Source organism: Bradyrhizobium commune, assembly GCF_015624505.1.
GTDB classification, from domain to species: Bacteria; Pseudomonadota; Alphaproteobacteria; order Rhizobiales; family Xanthobacteraceae; genus Bradyrhizobium; species Bradyrhizobium commune.
This window is the reverse complement of the sequence record NZ_CP061379.1, coordinates 6,057,318-6,078,550: the sequence shown is the minus strand read 5'-3', so window position 1 is coordinate 6,078,550 and position 21,233 is coordinate 6,057,318. Positions and strand designations below refer to the sequence as shown.

The window sequence follows — 21,233 nt, the reverse complement described above, 5'->3', positions numbered from 1 at the left end:
GATCAAGGAAACGGATGCATGTCGGACACGGCTGCGACATTGACGCAGGACCGGCAGAGGCTGGAAATGTCGGCGCTCTCGGCGCCGGCTGTGGTCTTCACGCTCGCCATGATCGCGTTTCCGGTCGTTTATACCGTCTGGCTCGGCTTCCTGAGTTTTTCCCAGACGGGCAAGCAATCCTTCGCGGGTCTCGCCAATTATTCGAAGCTGATCTCCGACTACGAGTTCTGGCACGGGCTGTGGATCACCATCGCGCTGTTCGTGCTGTCGCTGGTGCTGCAACTCGTCTTCGGCGTCTGGCTTGCGCTCGTGCTGTTTCACACCAAGCGCCTGCCGGGAATCGTGCGCTCGCTGTTCATCTCGCCTTTCATGATGCCGCCGGTGGTGGCCGGCATGATGTGGCTGGTGATCTTGGATCCGTCGCTCGGCGCCGCGAATTACATTCTCCAGTCGTTCGGCCTGCCGCCGTCGGACTGGCTGGCCTCGCCGACCTGGGTCATTCCGACTGTCGCGCTGATCGATAGCTGGCAGTGGACGCCCTATGTCGCCCTGATCGTGCTCGGCGGATTGCAGTCGTTGCCGCCGAGCGTCTACGAGGCCGCCCAGATCGATGGTGCGTCGGCGTTCAAGACCTTCCAGCGCATCACGCTGCCGTTGCTGCTGCCGACCATCGTCGCCGCCGCCATCCTCCGCAGCGTCGACCTCTTGCGCTTCTTCGACATCATCTACATCACGACCCAGGGCGGTCCCGGCAACGCCTCGAACACGCTCAACATCTACGGCTTCCGGGTCGGCTTCGAATTCTTCAACATCGGCTATGCCAGCGCGCTGATGCTGACGCTGACGGCGATCGTGTTCGGCGCCGTCCTTGCCTTCAACCGCCTGCGCGGCGCGGTGGCATGGTGATGTCATGAGCGATGCCGCCAACACCGACCGCTGGATCCGCTGGCTGAATTCGGTGCAGCTCGTGCTGGCCGGAATCATCATCATGGCGCCGACGGTCTGGATGGTGCTGTCCTCGTTCAAGCCGTCCTTCGAGGTCACCGCCTATCCGCCGACGCTGGTCTTCACGCCGACGCTCGACAATTATGTCGAGCTGACCAGGACCACGCCGTTCCTGAGCTACGCGCTCAACAGTCTCATTGTGACGGTGGGCTCGACCGCGCTCGGTCTGCTGTTCGGGATTCCTGCGGCCTTTGCCGTCTCATGGACGCGCATCTCCTGGCCGGCGATCCTGACGCTGGCGGCGCGTATGGCGCCCGGCACGCTGTTCTTGCTGCCATGGTACGTGATGTTCCGGCAGGTCGGCATGATCGGCTCCTACACCGCGCTGATCCTCAGCCATGCGGTCATCACCTTGCCGATCGTGATCTGGGTTTTGCTGCCGTCCTTCGACGGCATCCCGCGCAGCGTGTTCGAGGCGTCGCAGGTCGACGGATGCAGCGTCACGCGTATCCTCTGGCGCATCGCGCTGCCGCTGGTGGCGTCCGGTGTCGCGGTCTCGGCGATCCTCGCCTTCGTGTTCTCGTGGAACTATTTCCTGTTTGCGCTGGTGCTCTCCAACGGCGACACCAAGACGCTGATCGCGGCGGCCTTCAACTTCATCGGCGAAGGCTCGACGCAATGGGGCGCGCTGATGGCGGCTGCGACGTTGATCGCGTTGCCGCCGCTGGTGCTGGCGGCCCTGGTTCAGCGCTGGCTGGTGTCCGGACTGACTCTCGGCGCGGTGAAAGGCTAGGTATCCGATGAATGTGTCACCCCGTCCGAATGCGATCATGCAGGCCGCGGTCTTCCACGGCAACGACCGCATCACCATCGAACGTGTCGCGATGCCGGACGTCGGGAGCGGCGAGGTGCTGTTGCGCGTCTCGCGTACCGCGCTGTGTGGTTCGGATTTCAAGCTCTGGCACAAGGGTGCCGAGTTCACCGCCGGCCACGAGATCTTTGGCGTTGTCGAACAACCCAGCCATCGCCTGCACGGCCGTCGTTGCGCCGTTTATATCCCGCTTCATTGCGATCATTGTGCCGCCTGCAAGCGTGGCGACACCCAGATGTGCCTCGCGGTCTCCAGCTTGATCGGCTGGAACCGGCCCGGCGGTTACGCCGAATACGTGCCGGTGCCGGAGAACTGCCTGCTCCCGGTGCCCGACGACATCGAGGACAGTCTCGCGCCGCTATTGCTCGACGCCATCGGCACATCCGGCCACGCTGTGCGCTTCGTCAGCCGCGTCGTGCCGGCGGGTGAGGCCGGGCCGGTGCTCGTGATGGGCGCGGGGCCGGTCGGCCTCGGCGTCGTGCTGGCGCTCCACGCGCTCGGTTACAACGACATCTACGTGGCCGACCCAAATGCAGCGCGCCTGAAGATCGCGCAATCCTTCGGCGCGAAAACGCATCCGGTCGGCGATACGTCAAAACGTTTCGCGCTCATCATGGAATGCTCCGGCGCGCATGCCGCGCGCAATCTCGGCATCGAGCTGGTCCTGCCGCGCGGCGCACTGGTGCTGGTCGGCGAGAACGCCGCGCCCTGGACCATCGAGGAAGGCAAGGTCTTTCGCCGCAAGGATTTTTATATGATCCGGACCTTCTACTTCCCGGTCTCGGATTTCGAGCCGAATGTCGAGCTGCTGCGCAGATACAAGGACGAATACCGCGTCCTGGTCGATGGTGAGTTCGGCCTGTCGGCCCTACCTGAGAATTTCGCCCGTTTTGCCAAAGGCGAGCTGATCAAGCCGGTATTGGCGCTGGACTGAGCGATCATGGCCTCAATCTCGATCCGCAATCTCGTCAAACGCTACGGCAATTATACCGTGATCCCCGACCTCAATCTGGAGATCGCGGACCATGAATTCGTCGTCTTCGTCGGCCCGTCCGGCTGCGGCAAGTCGACCTTGCTGCGGATCATCGCGGGCCTCGAGCCGATTTCGTCCGGCGACCTTTACATCGGGGACAAGCGCGTCAACGGCGTCCAGGCCGCGCAGCGCGACATCGCGATGGTGTTCCAGGACTATGCGCTCTATCCGCACATGCGGGTCTACGACAACATGTCGTTCGCGCTGGAGCTGCGGGGGACGCCGAAGGCGGAGATCGACGCGCGGGTGAAGCGAGCGGCCGCGCTCCTGCACATCGAACCCTATCTCGATCGCAAGCCGAAGGAACTGTCCGGAGGTCAGCGCCAGCGCGTCGCCATGGGGCGCGCGATCGTACGCAATCCCAAGGCGTTCCTGTTCGACGAGCCGCTGTCCAACCTCGATGCGAAACTGCGCGGACAGGTGCGCGCCGAGATCAAGGCGCTGTCGCAAGAACTGAAGACCACCATGGTCTTCGTGACCCATGACCAGATTGAGGCCATGACCATGGCGGACCGGATCGTGGTGCTTCAGAGCGGCACGATCCAGCAATACGACACGCCGGAGACGGTCTACGAGCGGCCGGCCAACCAGTTCGTGGCGGGCTTCATCGGTTCGCCGGCCATGAACTTCTTTCCGGTCGAATGGCGCGACGAGCGTCCGATTCTCTCGCAAGGAGCAACCATGGTGCCGCTGGATGGTGAGACCGCGACCCGGCTGCGGCAGGCCGGCAGCGCCGTGCTCGGCATTCGCCCTGAACATTTTGCTGTGGCAGCGGATGCCGCCGATGCTGTTGCGATCAACGTCAAGCTGGTCGAGCCACTCGGCTCGGATACGCTGATCCATTTCGATCTCGCCGGCGTCTCCGCCATCGCGCGGGTCGATCCGTCGCTGCGGCCGAAGGTCGGCGATCGCATCACGCTACGATCGCAGCCGGGCAAGACGCATCTGTTCGATGCAAGCAATGGACAGGTTTTGCGGTGAGTGCGTCGGCAAACATCGGAGATCTCTCGGCGCTGGCCGACATCGCGTCGGGCGCGAGGCCGGTACACGTGATCTGCCTTGGCCTGTCGGCGCTCGATCAGGTCTGGCGCGTCGATCGGCCCTTCGCGGGAGGGAGCGAGAAGATCAAGGCCACCGGCTACGGCACTCTTGGCGGCGGCATGGCCGCCAATGCCGCGGTCACGGTGGCAAGGCTCGGCGCGTCCGTCGCGTTCTGGGGGCGGGCAGGGGACGATGCGGCCGGCCATGAGATGAAATCGGCCTTCATCGCCGAAGGCGTCGACGTCGAGAATTTCCGCCTGTTTCCCGATGGCCGCTCGTCGGTCTCCGGAATCATCGTGGACAGCTCCGGCGAACGCCAGATCGTAAACTTCCGCGGCCAGTATCCGGAAGCGGCGGACTGGCTTCCACTTGAAACCGTCGCCGGTGCATCGTCCGCACTAACCGACCCGCGCTGGGTGGAGGCCGCCGCGACATTGTTTCGTCAAGCGCGCTCGCGCGGCATTCCGACCGTACTCGACGGCGACGTGGCGGATGCCGAAGTGTTCGAGCGGTTGCTGCCGTTGACCGACCACGCGATTTTCTCCGAGCCAGCGCTTGCATCCTTTGCGGGCTCGGCCCGTGACGAATCCCTCGCGGCGCTTGCGCGCTTCGGTTGCCGCGTCATCGCCGTCACCCGCGGCGAGGAGGGCGTGAGCTGGTACGAGAATGCACGGCTGCATCGGCTGGCCGCCTATGCTGTCGATGTCGTCGACACCACCGGCGCGGGTGACGTCTTTCACGGTGCCTATGCGCTCGCGATCGGCGTTGGCCTCGATGTGCGCGAGGCCATGGCGTTTTCGGCCGCGGCGGCTGCGATGAAATGTGGCCATGCCGGTGGCCGCAACGGAATCCCCGATATCAACGAGTGTCTTGCATTCATGAGGACGAAGCCATGAGAACGATTGGAAAGAACCGCGGCCTGGCACGACTCGCCGACGCGGACGGTCACTTTCGCATGGTCGCGCTAGACCAGCGACCGCCACTCTTTGATGCCCTTGCCAAGGCGAAGGGCATCACGCGCGAGCAGGTCGAATATTCCGATGTCACGGCGGCGAAGCGCCTGCTCGTCGAGAACCTGGCGCCGCATTGCAGCTCGATGCTGTTCGATCCGAATTTCGCAGTGCCTGCCGCGATCGATCTCTTGCCGCCGCGCTGCGGCCTGATCATGACGCTGGAGGAGCACCGCGTCGACGAAACCGCGGGCGGCCGCAAGTCGCGCGCGATCGCCAATTGGAGCGTGGAGAAGATCCGCGCTATGGGCGGCGATGCTGTCAAGGTGCTGGCGTGGTACCGGCCGGACGCCGACCCGGTCGTGAACGAACATCAAAAGCGGTTTGTCCGCGAGATCGGCGAGGATTGCGCCCGTCACGACATTCCCTACGTTCTCGAGCTGCTGGTCTATCCATTCCTCGGCAGTGCGAACCACACGGCCGACTATGTAGAATCGCCCGGCAAACTTCCCGGTCTCGTCATCGACAGCGTGCGCGAGTTTGCGAAGCCTGAATATGGCGTCGATCTCCTCAAGCTGGAAAGCCCGCTCGCGGCCAACGGCCTGCCGGCCCGCGACGGTAGCGCGGAAGCGAAGGCCTCGCAGAAGGAGTTCGACGCGATTGGCGATATCTGCCGCGAACACGGCATCCCTTGGGTGCTGCTGTCCGGCGGTGCCGCGCCGGAGAAGTTCGAGCGCGTTCTCGACTATTCCTATGCCGCGGGCGCAAGCGGATTTCTGGCGGGCCGCACCATCTGGCTCGATGCCGTCCTGAAGAATTTCCCGGACCGCGCCGCGGTGTCGGCAAGCCTGCGCAGGGATGGCCTTAACGTGCTGGAGCGGCTCAATCAGCTGACCACGGCCAAGGGCACGCCGTGGAAGGCGCGCTTTCCGGTGTTCACCGATATCAAGCAGGAAGGTGACTTCGCGCGCGCCTATTGAGATGGTGGCGGCTCCGCGCGGTCTCGCAGGATCTGCAACATGACTGACAGCTTTTCCATCCGCTCAATCGAGGCGTTCTGCTATCGCTATCCGCTGGCGACGCCGGTGGTGACCTCGTTCGGAAAAATGCCCAACCGCCCCGCCGTCTTCATTCGCGTTGTCGACGAAGACGGCGTCGAGGGATGGGGGGAGACCTGGTCGAATTTCCCTGCACCGGGCGCGGAGCATCGCGCCCGGCTCGTCAACGAGGTGCTCGCGCCCGGCCTGGTCGGGCGCAAACTCGAGAGCCCCGCGCAGGCGTTCCAGACGTTGACGAGCGGTACGGAGGTGCTGGCACTTCAATGCGGTGAGCCCGGGCCATTCGCACAGGCGATTTCGGGCATCGATCTCGCGCTGTGGGACCTCTTCGCGCGACGCCGGCGTTTGCCGCTGTGGCGGCTTCTTGGCGGCCAGTCGAGCAGGATCAAGGTCTACGCCAGCGGCATCAATCCCGGCGGTGCCGCGCAAACCGCCGAAGCCGTCCTCAAGCGCGGCCACGTTGCGTTGAAGCTGAAGATCGGGTTCGGCGCCGAGACCGACCTCGTTAACCTTGCCGCGTTGCGCGCCATCGTCGGCGCCGGCATGCTTGCGGCGGATGCCAATCAGGGGTGGTCTGTCGATCAGGCCCTGACGATGCTGCCGCGGCTTGCCGAGTTTGATCTGCGCTGGCTGGAGGAGCCGATCCGCGTCGATCGGCCGCGCGACGAATGGCGCAGGCTGCGTGAGAGCGCGAAAATGCCGATTGCAGCCGGCGAAAACATTTCCAGCGTCGCGGGCTTTAGGGAGGTCCTGGCTGAAGAGGTGCTCGGTGTGGTTCAGCCCGATATCGCGAAATGGGGCGGGCTTAGCGCCTGCGCTGAACTTGCGTGCGACATTCTGAAATCGGGAAAGACCTTCTGCCCGCATTATCTCGGTGGTGGCATCGGGCTGCTAGGCTCTGCGCATCTCTTGGCCGGCATCGGCGGTGATGGCTGGCTCGAGGTCGACGCCAACGACAATCCGCTGCGCGATCTGTTCTGCGGTGCCGTGGCCGATGTGACGGATGGTACGATCATCCTCGGCGAGGAGCCGGGTCTTGGGTTCACGCCCGACCTGTCGGGGATCGCGGATTATCGCAGCCTATAATGGGCGCTGACACGATGCGATCGATGCGAGTTCCTGCTTGCGTTCTATTCCTTGTCGCGGAATGCTGAGGAGACATGGGCAGCCGCATCACATTTCATAGCGCGAGCTCGAGCCATGTCCTGATGCGCTTGAAAAGCAAAGTCCATTCTGCTCATTAGAGACCTGAAATTGCGCTGCAACATGCGCAAAAAGCCCATCGACTAAAGTCGATAGCCAGCGAGGAAACAATAATGCGCAAGCTCACTTTGGCCATTGCCGTGATCGCCCCGATGCTCGGTCATGCAGCGTCGGCTGAGGACACCATCAAGATCGGCTACATCGATCCGCTCTCCGGCGGCGGCGCCAGTGTCGGCGAGGGTGGTTTGAAGACATTCCAATATCTGGCCGACGAGCTCAACGCTAAGGGCGGCATTCTCGGCCACAAGATCGAGATCGTGCCGCTCGACAACAAGACCAATCCGCAGGAGAGCCTGGTTCAGGCCCAGAAGGCCATCGACGCCGGGGTTCACTACATCACGCAAGGCAACGGCTCGTCGGTCGGTGCGGCGCTGTCGGATTTCGTCGCCAAGAACAACACGCGCAATCCCGGCAAGGAAGTGCTGTACTTCAACTACGCCGCCGTCGATCCGAGCCTGACCAACGAGAAGTGCAGCTACTGGCACTTTCGCTGGGATGCGAGCTCCGACATCAAGATGGAAGCGCTCACCAACTACATGAAGGACACCCCGTCGATCAAAAAGGTGTACCTGATCAACCAGGATTATTCGTTCGGCCAGTCGGTGCGCACCGACGCGCGCAAGATGCTGGGTGCGAAGCGCCCCGATATCCAGATCGTCGGCGACGAGCTGCATCCGCTGCTCAAGGTCACCGACTTCTCGCCCTATATCGCCAAGATCAAGGCCTCCGGCGCCGACAGCGTCGTCACCGGCAATTGGGGTCAGGATTTTGCGCTGCTGCTCAAGGCGGCGGCGGATGCTGGTCTGAAGGTCAATTGGTATACCTATTATGCGGGCGGTGCCGGCGGTCCCACTGCCGTCAAGCAGACCGGTCTTGATCATCAGGTCTTCCAGATCACCGAGGGCTTTGCCAACTCCGGCAACAAGGCCGCGATGGACTACGAGAAGGCGTTCCGCGCCAAGGTCAATTTGTCGCTGTGGTATCCGCGGGCGGTCAACGAGATGCGGATGTTCAAGGCGGCGGCAGAGAAGGCCAACTCGATCGATCCCGTGAAGGTGGCGGCGGCGCTCGAGGATCTGAAGTTTGAGGTCCTGGATGGCGGTACCGGCATTATGCGCAAGGACGACCACCAGTTCCTCCAGCCGATCTACATCTCCTCCCTGGGCAAGCTGACCGAGAGCGAGCCGTTCGACGAGGAGGGCACGGGCTGGGGCTGGCATCTGGTCTCCAGGATCGACACGCCGCAGGCGATGGTCTCCACGACCTGCAAGATGACGCGGCCGTAATCGCGGGATACGTTGCTCTTCCGCGGTCGTCATCGGACGCGGGAAGGCGGCTGGAAATACATTTTGTTGGTTGAACGATGTTCGCCGGGGCCCTGCGGCCCCGGATATCCATGAGTGCGCTGTGCTTGAACTCATTGTCATTTCGACCCTGAACGGCGTGCTGTTCGGCATGCTGCTCTTCCTGCTGTCGAGCGGATTGACCGTCATCTTCAGCATGATGGGCGTGCTCAACTTCGCCCATGCCAGCTTCTACATGCTCGGCGCCTTCTTCGGCTTCCAGCTCACGAAGTGGATCGGCTTCTGGCCGGCGCTGGTGCTGGCGCCGCTGCTGGTCGGCGCCATCGGCATGGCGGTGGAGCGCTACGGCCTGCGCAATACCCACAAGCACGGCCATGTCGCCGAGCTGCTGCTGACGTTTGGCTTGGCGTTTGCGATCGAAGAGATCGTCTCGATGATCTGGGGCAAGAGCCCGCTGGACTATCGCGTACCGGCGCTGCTGGATTTCCCGGCTTTCACGATCTTCTCGACCAACTATCCTGCCTACAAGATCTTCATGCTGGCGGTGTCGGTCATCATCTTCGTGGCGCTGCTGATCGTGCTCAAGCGCACCCGCGTCGGCCTCATCGTCCAGGCGGCGCTGACGCACCCCCACATGGTCGGGCATCTCGGCCACAATGTCGGACGTGTGTTCATGCTGGTGTTCGGGGTCGGCAGTGCGCTGGCCGCTCTTGCCGGCGTGATTGCCGGACCAGCCCTGGTGACACAGTCGGACATGGCCGCGTCGCTCGGGCCCATCCTGTTCGTGGTCATCGTATTCGGTGGCCTCGGCTCCTTGCCGGGTGCGTTCGTTGCGTCGCTTGTCATTGGCCTGGTGCAGACCTTCGCCGTGGCGCTCGACGGCTCGCTGGCGAGCGCGTTCGGCCCGCTCGATCCGTCGGCCGGGCCCTCCGTCCTCACGGATATCTGGAACGTCACGGTCGCGCAGGTCGCGCCGATCGTGCCCTATCTCCTGCTGGTGATCATTCTGATCGTGCGCCCCATGGGCCTGATGGGGACGCGCGAATCATGACCACGGCTGCGACTGCGACATCCAAGGCGGCGGCAAACCCTGCCGGCGGAAACCTGCGCTTCTACGGTATCTGGCTGATCGGCATCGCCGTGCTGATCGTCCTGCCGATGATCTTTTCGTCCGGCGGCTCGCGGACGTCGTTCAGCCTGATCGGCATCGCGATCGTGTTCGCGCTCTCCTACAATATCCTGCTCGGCCAGACCGGCCTGCTGTCGTTCGGTCATGCGGTCCATTATGGCCTCGGCGGCTTTGCTGCCTGCCACATGATGAACGCCGTGGTCTCCCATGGCTGGCCCATCCCGCTGCCGTTCATTCCGCTGTTCGGCGGGCTTGGCGGTCTTGTTTTTGCGATGATCATCGGCTGGGTCATGACCAAGCGCGCCGGCACCGTGTTCGCGATGATCTCGCTCGGCATCGGTGAATTGGTGGCGTCGTCCTCGCTGATCCTGCGCTCGGTGTTCGGCGGTGAGGCCGGCATCACCACGGACCGCACTGCGTTGCCAAAAATGCTCGGCTGGTCGTTCGGGCCGCAGCTTCAGGTCTATTATCTGATCGCGTTCTGGCTGGTGCTGTCGGCGATCGCGATGTACGCGCTGACCCGGACGCCGCTCGGACGGATCTGCAACGCGGTCCGCGACAATCCCGAGCGCGTCCAGTTCATCGGCTACGATCCGCATGTCGTGCGCTATCTCGCATTCTGCTTTGCCGGGTTCTTCGCCGGCATTGCCGGAGGTCTCGCCGCGATCAATTTCGAGATCGCAAACTCCGCCTATCTCGGCGCGATCCAGTCTGGCCTGGTGCTGTTCTCGACCTTCATCGGCGGCACCGCCTATTTCTTCGGCCCGATCTTAGGTGCGATCCTCGTCACCTATCTCCAGCTTGGGCTCACTAATCTCACCACCGCGTGGCAGCTCTATTTCGGCATCATCTTCATCGGCATCGTGATGTATTCGCCGGGCGGCATTGCCGGCCTCTTGATGATGCACCGCCCGCTCATCCGCGCCGGGACACTGTGGACCGTGATCCCGTCCTATCTTGTCGCGATCGTGCCTACGATTGCGTTGGCCTGTGGCGTCATCCTGGTCACCGAGACGGTTGCGCGCTTCTCCGGCGGTGACCCGATCAATCTGTTCGGCATCGCCTTCAACCCGGCCTCGCCGGTGACATGGATCACTGCGGCGATCCTCGCGGTCGGCGGCTTCTTCGTTGCGCGGCTGACCTGGCGGAGGATTGCGGAGGCGTGGGACCGGGCTGCGACGGTCGCCCGTGACCGGGGGTATCTGGCATGAGCGGAGCGGTATCTGAAAAGCGCGCAGCCATCGAAGTCCGCGCCGTCGAAAAGCGTTTTGGCAATGTCGGCATCATCCGCGACCTCAATCTCAGCGTCGCCACGGGTGAACGTCACGCCATCATCGGCCCGAACGGCGCCGGCAAGTCCACGACGTTCAACCTGATCAGCGGCCACATCGCGCCGACTTCGGGCGAGGTGAAACTCAACGGCGATCTGATCTCAGGCCTCAGGCCATTCGAGATCAACCGGCGCGGCCTGTCGCGCTCGTTCCAGGTCACTAACGTGTTCGCGCGCATGACGGTCTGGGAGAATGTGCGCTGCGCGGTGCTGTGGGCCACCGGGCATCGCTACGCGTTCTGGAAGAACGTCGACAGCCTGCCGGAAGTGCGCGAGCGCACCGCCCAGATCCTCGACGACATCCATCTCATGCATCGGCGCGACGTCCCGGCGGGCCTTTTGACCTACGCCGAGCAGCGCGAGCTCGAGATCGGCATCACCATTGCGGGCGGCGCCACCGTCGTTATGCTGGACGAGCCGACCGCCGGCATGAGCCACGCCGAAACCGATCGTGCGGTGTCGCTGATCCGGCGGCTGACCGAGGGCAAGACGCTGGTCATCGTCGAGCACGACATGAGCGTCGTGTTCGGCCTTGCCGACCGCATCTCGGTCCTGGTTTATGGCCACATCATCGCCTCGGGCACGCCGGAAGAGATCCGGCGCGATCCGAAGGTCAAGGAAGCCTATCTCGGCGAGGAAGCGCACTGATGCTCGAGGTCAGGGATCTCCACGCCTATTACGGCAAGAGCCACATTCTCCAGGGCGTCGATCTCGACGTCGGCGCCGGCGAAGTCGTGAGCCTGCTCGGCCGCAACGGTGTCGGCCGCTCCACCACGGTCAAGGCGATCATGGGCGAGGTCGCCCCGCAAGGCACGGTCCGCTTCAAGGGCAAGGACATCGCCGGCCTTCCCAGCTACAGGATCGCGCGCCTCGGGCTCGGCTATGTGCCCGAGCATCGCGACATCTTCCCGAGCCTGACGGTCCGGCAGAATCTGCTGCTCGGCGTCAAGGACACGCGCCGCCCCGGCAAATGGCGGCTTCAGGACATGCTCGACATGTTCCCCAATCTCGCTGCGCGCGCCGACACCGCCGCGGGCGTGCTGTCGGGCGGCGAGAAGCAGATGCTGACGACCTGCCGGACGCTGATGGGCGATCCCGACCTGATCATGATCGACGAGCCGACCGAAGGCCTCGCGCCGCTGATCGTGCAGCAGGTCGGCGATCTCATCGCCCGTATCGCACAGGCCGGCGTCGCCATTCTCCTCGTCGAGCAGAAGCTGTCGATCGCGATGCGCATCTCGAAGCGCGTCTACATCATGGGCCACGGCCGCGTGGTGTTCGAGGGCACGCCGGATGAGCTCAAGGCCAATGCCGCCGTACGGCAGGAATGGCTCGAAGTCTGACGTCGCCTCAGGTGACGTGCTCGTGAACGGCTGCGGCTTGCGCATACGCATCTGAATTCTGCGCTACATCTCACGCCCCTTAATCGAGGTATCGTCGCGACTGCCGACATCCGTGCGGCCGACGATAACCAAGAACAGAACTGGAGGACGTTGACGGCGGCCTGTGAGGCCAATGTCGATGCACTCTGCCAGGGAAGGAGATGCCGAACATGCCGGCAAGACAATTCGACTTCGTCCGTGGAGCTGCCGCGCTGATTGCGGTCCTGGGTGCCGCGTCTGTCGCGTTGGCCGGTAACTACGATACCGGCGCGACCGACACGACGATCAAGCTCGGGCAGACCATGCCCTATTCGGGGCCGGCCTCGGCCTATTCGGCGATCGGCCGCGCCGAAATCGCCTACTTCAAGATGCTCAACGAAAAGGGCGGCATCAACGGCCGCAAGGTCGAGCTCCTCAGCATGGACGATGCCTATTCGCCGGCGAAGACCGTCGAGCAGGTGCGGCGTCTCGCCGAGAGCGACGAGGTCTTCGCGATGTTCTCGATGCTCGGCACCGGCCCGAACATCGCGGCGCAAAAATATCTCAATGCCAAGAAGATCCCGCAGCTGTTCCCGTCGAGTGGCGCCAGCCGCTGGAACGATCCGCAGCATTTCCCCTGGACCACGGGCTCGCAGCCGACCTACCGGACCGAGGGGCGGCTCTACGCCAAGTGGATCCTGGCGAACAAGCCCGACGCCAAGATCGCCGTCATCACGCCGGATGAGGATCCCGGCCGCGACTATCTCGCGGGCTTCAAGCAAGGGTTAGGGGAGCACGTCAGTCAGATCGTGTCCGAGGCCGTCTACGAGACGACCGATCCGACCGTCGATTCCCAGATTGTCAAGTTCAAGGCCGCCGGTGCCGACGTGCTGTTCAACGAGTGCACGCCGAAATTCGCGGCGCAGGCGATCAAGAAGGCGGCTGAGCTCGGCTGGAAGCCGCAGATCATTCTTCCGGCCGTCTCCAATTCCGTCGGCTCGGTGCTGGTGCCTGCGGGACTGGAAAATTCCGTCGGCATCGTCACCGGCGCATTCCAGAAGGATCCCGGCGATCCGCGCTGGGCCGACGATCCCGGCATGAAGGCCTGGCGCGAATGGATGAAGACCTACAATTCCGGCGCCGATCCCGCCGACATCTTCAACGTCACCGGTTACACCATGGCGCAGATGATGGAGCTGGTGCTGCAACGTGCCGGCAATGACCTCACGCGCGCCAATCTGATGAAGCAGGCGCAGTCGTTCAGGGATGTCGAGCTGCCGATGCTGTTGCCGGGCATCAAGCTCAACACCTCCGCCGAGCAGGTCACGCCGATCCGGCAATTGCAGATGGCCCGCTTCAACGGCAAGTCCTGGGAGCTGTTCGGCGACGTGCTTGGCGAATAGCATGCCCCACCGCGATCGCTTCCTCCAGCCCTAGTGATGACATGACGACACCGACCGGTCCTCTCAGCGGCATCCGTGTTCTCGATCTGACGAGCGTGCTGTTCGGTCCCTATGCGGCGCAGATGCTCGGCGATTGGGGCGCAGATGTCATCAAGATCGAGCCGCCGACGGGCGACACTTGGCGCTATACCGGCGTGTTCCGGAACCGCGGCATGAGCGGCCAGTTCATGGCGGTCAACCGCAACAAGCGCAGCCTCGCGCTCGACCTGAAGCATCCGGACGGCAAGGCGGCGCTGGCCAGGCTGATCCCGACGGTCGATGCGCTCGTCACCAATGTGCGTCCCGCCGCGATGGCGCGGCTCGGCTTCGGCTATGAGGCCTGCGCAAAACTCAATCCGCGGCTGATCTATGCCGCGGCGACCGGGTTTGGGCAGGACGGCCCGTGGGCGGCACGTCCCGCCTTCGACGAGATCATTCAGGCGGCCTCGGGGCTCGCATCGTCGATCGGATCGGACGAGGAGCCGGAATTCATCCCGAGCCTCGTCGGCGACAAGATCTGTGCGATGGCGATGGTCGGCGCGGTGTCCGCCGCGCTGTTCCGGCGCGAGCGCAGCGGGCAGGGCCAGTTCGTCGAAGTGCCGATGCTGGAGACGATCGCGGGCTTCAACAGCATCGAGATGCTGGGCGGACACGCCTTCGATCCGCCGATCGGCCCGACCGGGTACAAGCGGATGAAGAATCGGCGCCCGGTGCGGACCAAGGACGGCTGGCTGACGATGCTGCCCTATTCGGGGGACAATTGGTGCGCCTTCTTCGAGGCCGTCGGCCGCCCAGAGCTGATCGAAGAGCTCGGCGTGCGCGATCCCGTGCTGCGCTCGCAGAACATCGACAAGGTCTACGATCGCATGAGCGAGATCGGGCCGACCCGCACCACGGCCGAGTGGGAGGAATTGCTGCTGCGGCTCGACGTGCCCCACACGGCTTTTGCGCGGCTGACCGAGATCGGCGATCAGCCGCACCTTGCGGCCGTCGGATTGTTTGCCGACATCGATCACCCGACCGAAGGTCGCATTCGCCAGGCGCGGCCTGCGACGAAATTCTCCGAAAGCCCGGCCGGCATTCACCGCATGGCGCCGCGCCTCGGCGAGCATTCGCGCGAGGTGTTGCGCGAAGCTGGGATGAGTGACGCGGAAATTGAAGCGCTGATTACGAACAAGGCGATTGGCGCGCCGTAGTGGCGCGCCGCGCTTGCGTCGGTCCGTTACCGCCTGCCGGCGGCTGACGCCGTCATGGTCGCCGGTCCAAAGCTCTGCTGCCAGTACATCTCGACCTGCTCGATCAAGGTCGGCGGCAGCGGAACGTAGTTGAGCGTTTCGGCCTGCGACTTGCCGTTCTCCAGCGACCAGCGAATGAAGTCGATGGCCGCCGCGGACCGTTCCGGAGATTTCGGCTGCTTCGGCATCAGCACGAAGGTCGTGGCCGTGATCGGATAGGCATCCTCGCCCGGCGCGTTGGTGAGGACGAGATGGAAGTCCCTGTCCGCCGTCCAGTCCGCGCTTGAGGCTGCGGCCTGGAACGATGCCGCGTCGGGGACGACGAAATGACCGGCGCTGTTCTGCACCACGCCGAACGAGATCTTGTCGAGCCGTTGCAGCGCATAGGCATATTCGAGATACCCGATCGAGCCGGGCACGAGGCTCACGAGGGAGGCGACGCCGTCATTGCCCTTGCCGCCGAGCCCGACCGGCCACTCGACCGCGGTGCCTTCGCCGACGCTCGTCTTCCATTGCGGGCTGACCTTGGACAGATAGTTCGACCAGTTGAACGTCGTGCCGGAGCCGTCGACGCGATGCACGACGGTGATCGGCGCGTTCGGCAGCTTGAGATCCGGATTGATGGCGCGAATGGCCGGATCATTCCAGGCCTTGAGCCTGCCGAGATAGATGCCGGCGAGCACCTCGCCGGTGAAGTGCATCTGGCCCGGCTTCACGCCGTCGACGTTGACGACCGGAACGACGCCGCCGATCACGATCGGAAACTGGATCAAGCCGAGCTTTTCCAGCTGTTTTGGATCCAGTGGCATGTCGGTTGTGCCGAAATCAACGGCGGCCTTCTTGATCAGGCCGACGCCGATGCTTGATCCCACCGCCTGATAGCTGACGGTGTTGCCGGTCTTCGCCTTGTAGATGTCGATCCATTTCGCCATCACGGGCGAAACGAAGGTTGAGCCTGCACCTGTGGTCTCGGCAGCGAAACTTTGCGTGACGACGACCAGAGCGGCGAGGACGATCGGGAGCCTGAAATGTTTCATCATGCGTGCGAGGCTAGCAGCACGAATCGGAAGCCTCTGTGGCTTATGTCACAAAACTGTAATATTTGCCGAAATTGTCGAGTTCTGTTTTTCCGATGAATAATTCCGTGATCCCGGTCACATCCAGCTGTCTCGGCCGTCCCCGGTTGCGGTTAGTTGGCTCACGCCCGTTCGCCAGCCCCGGCCACGGCCCGCCCTTCCGCCCGCGCGGGCCGTCGTATAAGAGTGATTTGCCGCCGGTACGGTCCGAATATCGCCGGATACGGAACGGATGGTGGCTGCGATTTCTTAATCCAAAGATCGCAGTCTGACATGTGATCGACGCAAGAGCGGACTGGCAACCGGGGTATGGCATGAAAGACCAACTGACGACGGCGCAATCCAATGGAGCGATGCGGCGTTGGGGGCCTCCCGGAATTGTGATGACGTTCGCGGCCGCAGCCGCGCTGGCGGCACTGACCACGGGCGCCATGGCGGCCAAGCAGCCGCGCCAGACCGTCGAGGCGGTCGCGCCGCGCGAAGCCGGCGAGCCGATGATGGCGGTGGTGTCGATCAAGAGCCAGCAGGTCACTTTCTACGATGCCGAGGGCTGGATCCTGCGCGCGCCGGTCTCGACCGGCACGACGGGGCGCGAGACGCCGGCCGGCGTCTTCGCCGTGATCGAGAAGGACAAGGATCACCACTCGTCCATGTATGATGATGCCTGGATGCCGAACATGCAGCGCATCACCTGGAACGGTATCGCGCTGCATGGCGGGCCGCTGCCGGGCTATGCCGCCTCGCATGGCTGCGTCCGGATGCCGTTCGGCTTTGCCGAGAATTTGTTCGACAAGACCAATATCGGCATGCGGGTGATCATCTCGCCGAACGACGCGGCGCCGATCGACTTCTCGCACCCTTCGCTGTTCGTGCCGAGCAAGGAGGCCATCGCGGCAGCGCCCTCGCGCGCCCAAAAGCTCTCCGTCGAGGCCGAAGAGGCCACGCGGGTCGCCGACGAAGCCAAGAAGGCTGCAGCAGCGGCGGCGAAAGAGGCGCAATCGCTTCCGGCGACGCTGCGCAAGCTCGAGCAGCAGAAGGCCCGCGCCGACGCCGAGAACGCCTATGCCGATAAATTGGTTGCGAATGCCAAGACCGATCAGGCCAAGGCCAAGGCCGACGAGCTGAAGCAGAAGGCCGCGACCAAGGCTGCGGATGCTGCGACCCAGCTCGACGCCGCCAAGACCGCCGCGCAGCCGAAGCGCGATGCGGTGGCGGCCACCAAGGACGCCGCCAAGGCGGCTGCGACCAAAAAGGCCGATGCCGTGAAGGCTGCAACCGACGCCAAGCTCGCGCTCGAGCCGGTCTCTGTCTACATCAGTCGCGCAACGCAAAAGCTCTACGTCCGGCGCAACACGCACAAGCCGGCACCGGATGGCGGCGGCGAGGTGTTCGACACCAGCATCGAAGTGCCCGTCACCATCCGCAATCCCGACCAGCCGCTCGGCACGCACATCTTCACGGCGATGGCGAAGACCGACACGGGCCTGCGCTGGAGCGTGGTCTCCATCGACGAGGGCGACACCGCCAAGAACGCGCTCGACCGCATCACCTTCCCGCAGGAGGTGCTCGATCGCATCGCGCCGACGGCGTTGCCGCGGTCGTCGATCATCATCTCGGACGAGCCGCTGAGTGCCGAGACCAACTACCGCACCGAGTTCGTCGCGGTCTTGAACAATCAGCCCCAGGGCGGCTTCATTACACGCAGGCCGACCGCGCCTCCCATGGCCGTTGCCAGCGATGACGGCTGGGATAATGGCGGCAACGGTTTTGGCGGCAACGGTTTCTTCTTCTTTGGGCAGCGCGATCCCAATCCGCAACCGGTGCAGCGCCGTCAGCGCGGCGGCCAGTACCAGTACTACCAGCCGGCGCAGCCGATGCAGCGGAGCTTCTGGTAATCACGGCCGGGCCGTGATCACCAGCGCTTGAATCTTCGCCTCGACCGGTCCGGATCCATGCTTGATCCGGATCGCCTCGGCGACGGCATCGGTCGCGGCCTGAAGCTTGCTCGCATCCCTGGCCTCGATCTCGCTGCGCAGCGGCGTTCCCTGGCAATATGCGAACGCGACTTGCTCGGCCGTCGGCGCGCGGCTGATCGCGGGTCGCGTTTCGATCGCGATGTCGCTGAACCCCGCGCGTTCCAGATCGGCCTTGATGACGGCCTTGTCGTGATAGCCGTGCGGTGTCCGTGCCATGAAGCGCGGCGGATCGTCGGGAAACATTTGTCCGAGCACATCGGTTGCTTCGTTCGCGAACACATTGTCCTCGATGCGGTCCCAGACATTGAAGACGAAGGCGCCATTCGGCCGCAACACCCGCTTCGCCTCCGCGTAGCCCTTGACGCGATCCGGAAAGAACATCGCGCCGAACTGGCAGCACACCACGTCGAAGCTGGCGTCCCCGAAGGGCAGGGCCGCGGCGTCCGCCTGGTGCCACGAGATGCGGTCGTCCTTGCCCTGGCGCTGCGCCGCGATCGCGAGCATCGGCTCGTTGAGGTCGGTCACGACGTAGCGAACATGACCCGGCAGCGCGGCCGCGATCGCGCGCGTCACCGCACCGGTGCCTGCCGCCGTTTCAAGCAGCACCGAGGGCGAGAGCGCCGCGACGCGTTTGGCGATGTCGCCGGCATAATCGGCGAAGATCAGCGGGACCAGATATTCGTCGTAGATCCCTGGAATCGAGCCGGCGAAGACCTTGTCGGTGGCGGACATGTTTGCCTCGCTGAAGGGCTGGAGACAACGGGGTTGGACGGGTGCGTTAGCGCGCCAGCAGCGATGTAAAGCCCGCCGGCTCCTGCATCGCCTTGCGGGCGTCCAGCGACATCAGCTCATAGCGGCTGCCGTTGAAGACGCTGAGCCGGCTCTCAACGCCATTCGAACCGGCATAGCAGCCTTCGGGTGTGAAGCTGACATAGCCGTCGTCTCCGAAGCCGATCGCGGTCAGCAGCAGCCGCCGCTCCGCGATGTCCCACACCCTGATGGTCTTGTCTTCACTGGCGGAGATCAGCCGCGTTCCGCCCGGGAAGAACGCGACCGCCTCGACATCCTCCTGATGGCCCGCAAAGCTTGCCAGCATCCGGCCGCTGTCGGCGTCCCACAGATTCACCGATTTGTCGTGTCCGCCGCCGCCCGTCGCGATCCGCCGGCTGTCGGCGGACCAGCTCGCGGACACGACATAGTCCTTGTGCCCGATCAGAGGGCGGGACGCGCCGCTCTTGACGTCGAATATCCTCGCGGAGCCGAGCTCGGCGTCGGAACCAGCGCTGACCACGCGCGACCCGTCGGGAGAATACGCGACACGCAGTGCCTTGCGGCCGTAGGCGTCCTTGGCGTCGATCGCGCCGCTGGTGCGATGGAACCGGATCTTGCCGTCGAACCCGGCAGAGACGAATTCGCCGGAGCCGGAGGGCGCGTAGCTCAGCGAACGCACGGCCGCGCGCGCGGGATCGGCGCTCTGATGATCGAGCTTGCTCTTGGCGAGCTCGCGGCTCTGGATATTCCAGATCCGCACCACGCCATCCTCGCCGGCCGAGGCCAGGTATTTCAGCGACGACTCCGGCGCGAAGGCGACCGTGAACTGTTTTGCGCCGGCATCGAAGGTCAGGCTCTGGCCGTCGCTCCGGAGATCCCAGACCTTGACCTTGCCGTCCCATCCCGCGGAGGCGAGCAGCGTGCTGTCGGTCCAGTAGTCGAGCGCGTAGATCGGCCCCGAGTGGCCCCGCAGCACGCGCGTCTGCCGGAACGAGGATGCGTCCCAGAGTCGGATCACGCCGTCGTCGCCCGCAGTGGCGATCTCCCGGCCGTTGGGAGCGACGGCAATCGTGCGGACGCTCGCACCCTCGACATTGGGCTTGATCGAGACCGGAATGAAGGGGCCGCCGACGGCATCGTTGCCGCGGCGCGCGGTCCGCGTGGTGCAGGTCGACGCCGGCACGGCAGCGATGCTCTTCGTCTCGCTGGTCGGGGAGCCGGTGAGCGCGAATGGCGTGACGGTGGCGGGAACTGCTGCGAGTTTCGGCGCGGCGACCGGTTTTGCGACTTCGGGCGCGAGCGGCGGAGCGGTTGCGGCCTGCGCCGGTGGCTTCTTCGGCTCGACCGCCGCTGCGAGCTTGTTGCGCTGAGCCTTCGCGAGATCGGCGTAAAAACCGGTTGGATGCGCCGCGATGTAGGATTCCCAGGCTTCCACCGTGCCGACGCGCTCGGCGAACTCGTAGTCCCGCGAGGCGCTCGTATCGGCGGTTGCAACGGGCGCCGGAGCAGGGGCTGCCGCCGGCGCCAGCATCACATCATCGCCGCCGAGCGAGCCGTAGATGAAGGGCTCCTGCCGATTGGTCGTGGCCTGGAGCACCTCGTCGCGGACATAGCCGAACGCCTTGCGCAGATCGAGCCCCGGTGTTGCCAGATGGTGCGCGAGTGCGGTGGCGAAGGGGCTGTTCTTGCCATCGCCATCGAGCGCGGTGAAGCCGGCCTTGGCGGCGAACGCCACCAGCGTGTTCGGGCTCGACGGCTCGACCTTGGCGAGGCCGCGCACGACCGCACGCGACGCCATGGTGCGCTTCATGTTCTTCGAAAATGGATTGTCGCGGCAGGCATCGAGGATGACAAGACGCAGTCGCTTGGCCGGCTCGATCGCGACCAGCACGCGGTCGAGCCCGATGGTCTCGTCATAGACGTCGGTGTCGTTCTCGAGCTGGGCATCGATGGGCACGAGATAATTGTTGCCGTCGATCTCGATGCCGTGGCCGGCATAGTAGATCACGGCGATGTCGGCATTGCGTGCCTTGGCGCCGAAATCGCGCAGCGCCCGCCGCATGTCCTGGGCCGAGAGGTCGTTGCGCGCATCGACGACGGTAAAGCCGGCCTTCTTGAACGTCTCGGCGAGAAGGTTGGCATCGTTGGCGGAGTTGGAGAGGCGCGGCGCGCGCTGATAGGCCGCATTGCCCATCACCAGCGCCATGCGCTCGTCGGCAAATGCCCCTGCAGGCTGGACAGCAAGCGCCAGGGCGCTGAAAAGAAACAGACACAAGAATTTCATCACGGCCCCCAAGCCGGGACATGCAATGGCAGCGAGAATATCCGACCGGCGTCGCAATACAAATTCAATTTGGCGCGCACTGTGAGGCATAGCACCGCGCGCGTATCCGGGCTACGGACGCCGCTTAACTGGAAGCGAGATGCCTCCACACTGTCGTCCTGACC

The 21,233-nt window shown here is 64.2% G+C and carries 18 protein-coding genes; 15 read left to right on the top strand and 3 right to left on the bottom strand.

Translation table 11 applies throughout. The features are described from left to right. The first annotated feature begins 18 nt into the window (after nt 1-18). The 14 genes from IC761_RS28500 (at nt 19) to IC761_RS28435 (ending at nt 14,923) form a co-directional block, all read left to right on the top strand. On the top strand, nt 19-906 hold the full coding sequence (locus IC761_RS28500) for a carbohydrate ABC transporter permease (RefSeq protein WP_195799998.1): 888 nt from the start codon (nt 19-21) through the stop codon (nt 904-906). A 4-nt stretch (nt 907-910) separates the two neighbouring features. Further along, nucleotides 911-1,738, top strand: a complete 828-nt coding sequence (locus tag IC761_RS28495) for a carbohydrate ABC transporter permease (protein WP_195799997.1) — start codon at nt 911-913, stop codon at nt 1,736-1,738. A 7-nt stretch (nt 1,739-1,745) separates the two neighbouring features. Next, nucleotides 1,746-2,750 carry a zinc-dependent alcohol dehydrogenase family protein gene (locus IC761_RS28490; RefSeq protein ID WP_195799996.1) on the top strand — a complete coding sequence of 335 codons (1,005 nt, stop codon included), beginning with the start codon at nt 1,746-1,748 and terminating at the stop codon, nt 2,748-2,750. 6 nt (nt 2,751-2,756) lie between these two features. Next, nucleotides 2,757-3,830 carry an ABC transporter ATP-binding protein gene (locus IC761_RS28485; RefSeq protein ID WP_195799995.1) on the top strand — a complete coding sequence of 358 codons (1,074 nt, stop codon included), beginning with the start codon at nt 2,757-2,759 and terminating at the stop codon, nt 3,828-3,830. After that, nucleotides 3,827-4,786, top strand: coding sequence for a sugar kinase (locus tag IC761_RS28480; RefSeq protein ID WP_195799994.1), 960 nt, complete (start codon nt 3,827-3,829; stop codon nt 4,784-4,786). Before IC761_RS28485 ends, IC761_RS28480 begins: the two co-directional genes overlap by 4 nt. Then, nucleotides 4,783-5,820 (top strand): tagatose 1,6-diphosphate aldolase, encoded by a 1,038-nt coding sequence (locus IC761_RS28475; RefSeq protein WP_195799993.1) that lies wholly within the window; start codon nt 4,783-4,785, stop codon nt 5,818-5,820. Before IC761_RS28480 ends, IC761_RS28475 begins: the two co-directional genes overlap by 4 nt. A 39-nt stretch (nt 5,821-5,859) precedes the next feature. Beyond that, nucleotides 5,860-6,984 (top strand): mandelate racemase/muconate lactonizing enzyme family protein, encoded by a 1,125-nt coding sequence (locus IC761_RS28470; RefSeq protein WP_195799992.1) that lies wholly within the window; start codon nt 5,860-5,862, stop codon nt 6,982-6,984. 230 nt (nt 6,985-7,214) lie between these two features. Further along, nucleotides 7,215-8,447 (top strand): branched-chain amino acid ABC transporter substrate-binding protein, encoded by a 1,233-nt coding sequence (locus IC761_RS28465; protein WP_195799991.1) that lies wholly within the window; start codon nt 7,215-7,217, stop codon nt 8,445-8,447. A gap of 121 nt (nt 8,448-8,568) precedes the next feature. Next, on the top strand, nt 8,569-9,516 hold the full coding sequence (locus IC761_RS28460; protein ID WP_195799990.1) for a branched-chain amino acid ABC transporter permease: 948 nt from the start codon (nt 8,569-8,571) through the stop codon (nt 9,514-9,516). Further along, nucleotides 9,513-10,805, top strand: coding sequence for a branched-chain amino acid ABC transporter permease (locus IC761_RS28455; protein WP_195799989.1), 1,293 nt, complete (start codon nt 9,513-9,515; stop codon nt 10,803-10,805). Before IC761_RS28460 ends, IC761_RS28455 begins: the two co-directional genes overlap by 4 nt. Next, nucleotides 10,802-11,572 carry an ABC transporter ATP-binding protein gene (locus tag IC761_RS28450; protein WP_195799988.1) on the top strand — a complete coding sequence of 257 codons (771 nt, stop codon included), beginning with the start codon at nt 10,802-10,804 and terminating at the stop codon, nt 11,570-11,572. Before IC761_RS28455 ends, IC761_RS28450 begins: the two co-directional genes overlap by 4 nt. Continuing rightward, the gene (locus IC761_RS28445; protein ID WP_195799987.1) at nt 11,572-12,267 is read left to right on the top strand and encodes an ABC transporter ATP-binding protein; all 696 of its coding nucleotides are present in this window, start codon (nt 11,572-11,574) and stop codon (nt 12,265-12,267) included. Before IC761_RS28450 ends, IC761_RS28445 begins: the two co-directional genes overlap by 1 nt. 209 nt (nt 12,268-12,476) lie before the next feature. Further along, complete coding sequence (locus tag IC761_RS28440; protein ID WP_195799986.1) at nt 12,477-13,688, top strand: ABC transporter substrate-binding protein; 1,212 nt, start codon at nt 12,477-12,479, stop codon at nt 13,686-13,688. Nucleotides 13,689-13,729: 41 nt separating this feature from the next. Continuing rightward, nucleotides 13,730-14,923 carry a CaiB/BaiF CoA transferase family protein gene (locus tag IC761_RS28435; RefSeq protein WP_195799985.1) on the top strand — a complete coding sequence of 398 codons (1,194 nt, stop codon included), beginning with the start codon at nt 13,730-13,732 and terminating at the stop codon, nt 14,921-14,923. Between the two features lie 26 nt (nt 14,924-14,949). Here the strand turns inward: IC761_RS28435 and pstS are convergent, their stop codons facing one another. Continuing rightward, the gene (gene pstS, locus IC761_RS28430) at nt 14,950-16,002 is read right to left on the bottom strand and encodes a phosphate ABC transporter substrate-binding protein PstS (RefSeq protein ID WP_195799984.1); all 1,053 of its coding nucleotides are present in this window, start codon (nt 16,000-16,002) and stop codon (nt 14,950-14,952) included. A gap of 350 nt (nt 16,003-16,352) precedes the next feature. On the opposite strand from pstS, the gene IC761_RS28425 reads away from it, so the two are divergent. Continuing rightward, nucleotides 16,353-17,933, top strand: a complete 1,581-nt coding sequence (locus IC761_RS28425; protein WP_195799983.1) for a L,D-transpeptidase — start codon at nt 16,353-16,355, stop codon at nt 17,931-17,933. Here IC761_RS28425 and IC761_RS28420 read toward each other — a convergent pair whose 3' ends face one another. After that, entirely contained in the window at nt 17,934-18,746 is an 813-nt protein-coding gene (locus IC761_RS28420; protein WP_195799982.1) for a class I SAM-dependent methyltransferase, read from the bottom strand. It lies immediately after the preceding gene. A gap of 46 nt (nt 18,747-18,792) precedes the next feature. Continuing rightward, a complete protein-coding gene (locus IC761_RS28415) occupies nt 18,793-21,069 on the bottom strand; it encodes a caspase family protein (protein WP_195799981.1) in 2,277 nt (758 codons plus the stop codon). Nucleotides 21,070-21,233 lie beyond the last annotated feature (164 nt).

Excerpts from the sequence above, each read along its gene's own strand:
- IC761_RS28500 (WP_195799998.1), top strand. The coding sequence starts at position 19 with ATGTCGGACACGGCTGCGACATTGACGCAGGACCGGCAGAGGCTGGAA.
- IC761_RS28495 (WP_195799997.1), top strand. The coding sequence starts at position 911 with ATGAGCGATGCCGCCAACACCGACCGCTGGATCCGCTGGCTGAATTCG.
- IC761_RS28490 (WP_195799996.1), top strand. The coding sequence starts at position 1,746 with ATGAATGTGTCACCCCGTCCGAATGCGATCATGCAGGCCGCGGTCTTC.
- IC761_RS28485 (WP_195799995.1), top strand. The coding sequence starts at position 2,757 with ATGGCCTCAATCTCGATCCGCAATCTCGTCAAACGCTACGGCAATTAT.
- IC761_RS28475 (WP_195799993.1), top strand. The coding sequence starts at position 4,783 with ATGAGAACGATTGGAAAGAACCGCGGCCTGGCACGACTCGCCGACGCG.
- IC761_RS28470 (WP_195799992.1), top strand. The coding sequence starts at position 5,860 with ATGACTGACAGCTTTTCCATCCGCTCAATCGAGGCGTTCTGCTATCGC.
- IC761_RS28465 (WP_195799991.1), top strand. The coding sequence starts at position 7,215 with ATGCGCAAGCTCACTTTGGCCATTGCCGTGATCGCCCCGATGCTCGGT.
- IC761_RS28455 (WP_195799989.1), top strand. The coding sequence starts at position 9,513 with ATGACCACGGCTGCGACTGCGACATCCAAGGCGGCGGCAAACCCTGCC.
- IC761_RS28450 (WP_195799988.1), top strand. The coding sequence starts at position 10,802 with ATGAGCGGAGCGGTATCTGAAAAGCGCGCAGCCATCGAAGTCCGCGCC.
- IC761_RS28445 (WP_195799987.1), top strand. The coding sequence starts at position 11,572 with ATGCTCGAGGTCAGGGATCTCCACGCCTATTACGGCAAGAGCCACATT.
- IC761_RS28440 (WP_195799986.1), top strand. The coding sequence starts at position 12,477 with ATGCCGGCAAGACAATTCGACTTCGTCCGTGGAGCTGCCGCGCTGATT.
- IC761_RS28435 (WP_195799985.1), top strand. The coding sequence starts at position 13,730 with ATGACGACACCGACCGGTCCTCTCAGCGGCATCCGTGTTCTCGATCTG.
- pstS (WP_195799984.1), bottom strand. The coding sequence starts at position 16,002 with ATGATGAAACATTTCAGGCTCCCGATCGTCCTCGCCGCTCTGGTCGTC.
- IC761_RS28425 (WP_195799983.1), top strand. The coding sequence starts at position 16,353 with ATGAAAGACCAACTGACGACGGCGCAATCCAATGGAGCGATGCGGCGT.
- IC761_RS28420 (WP_195799982.1), bottom strand. The coding sequence starts at position 18,746 with ATGTCCGCCACCGACAAGGTCTTCGCCGGCTCGATTCCAGGGATCTAC.
- IC761_RS28415 (WP_195799981.1), bottom strand. The coding sequence starts at position 21,069 with ATGAAATTCTTGTGTCTGTTTCTTTTCAGCGCCCTGGCGCTTGCTGTC.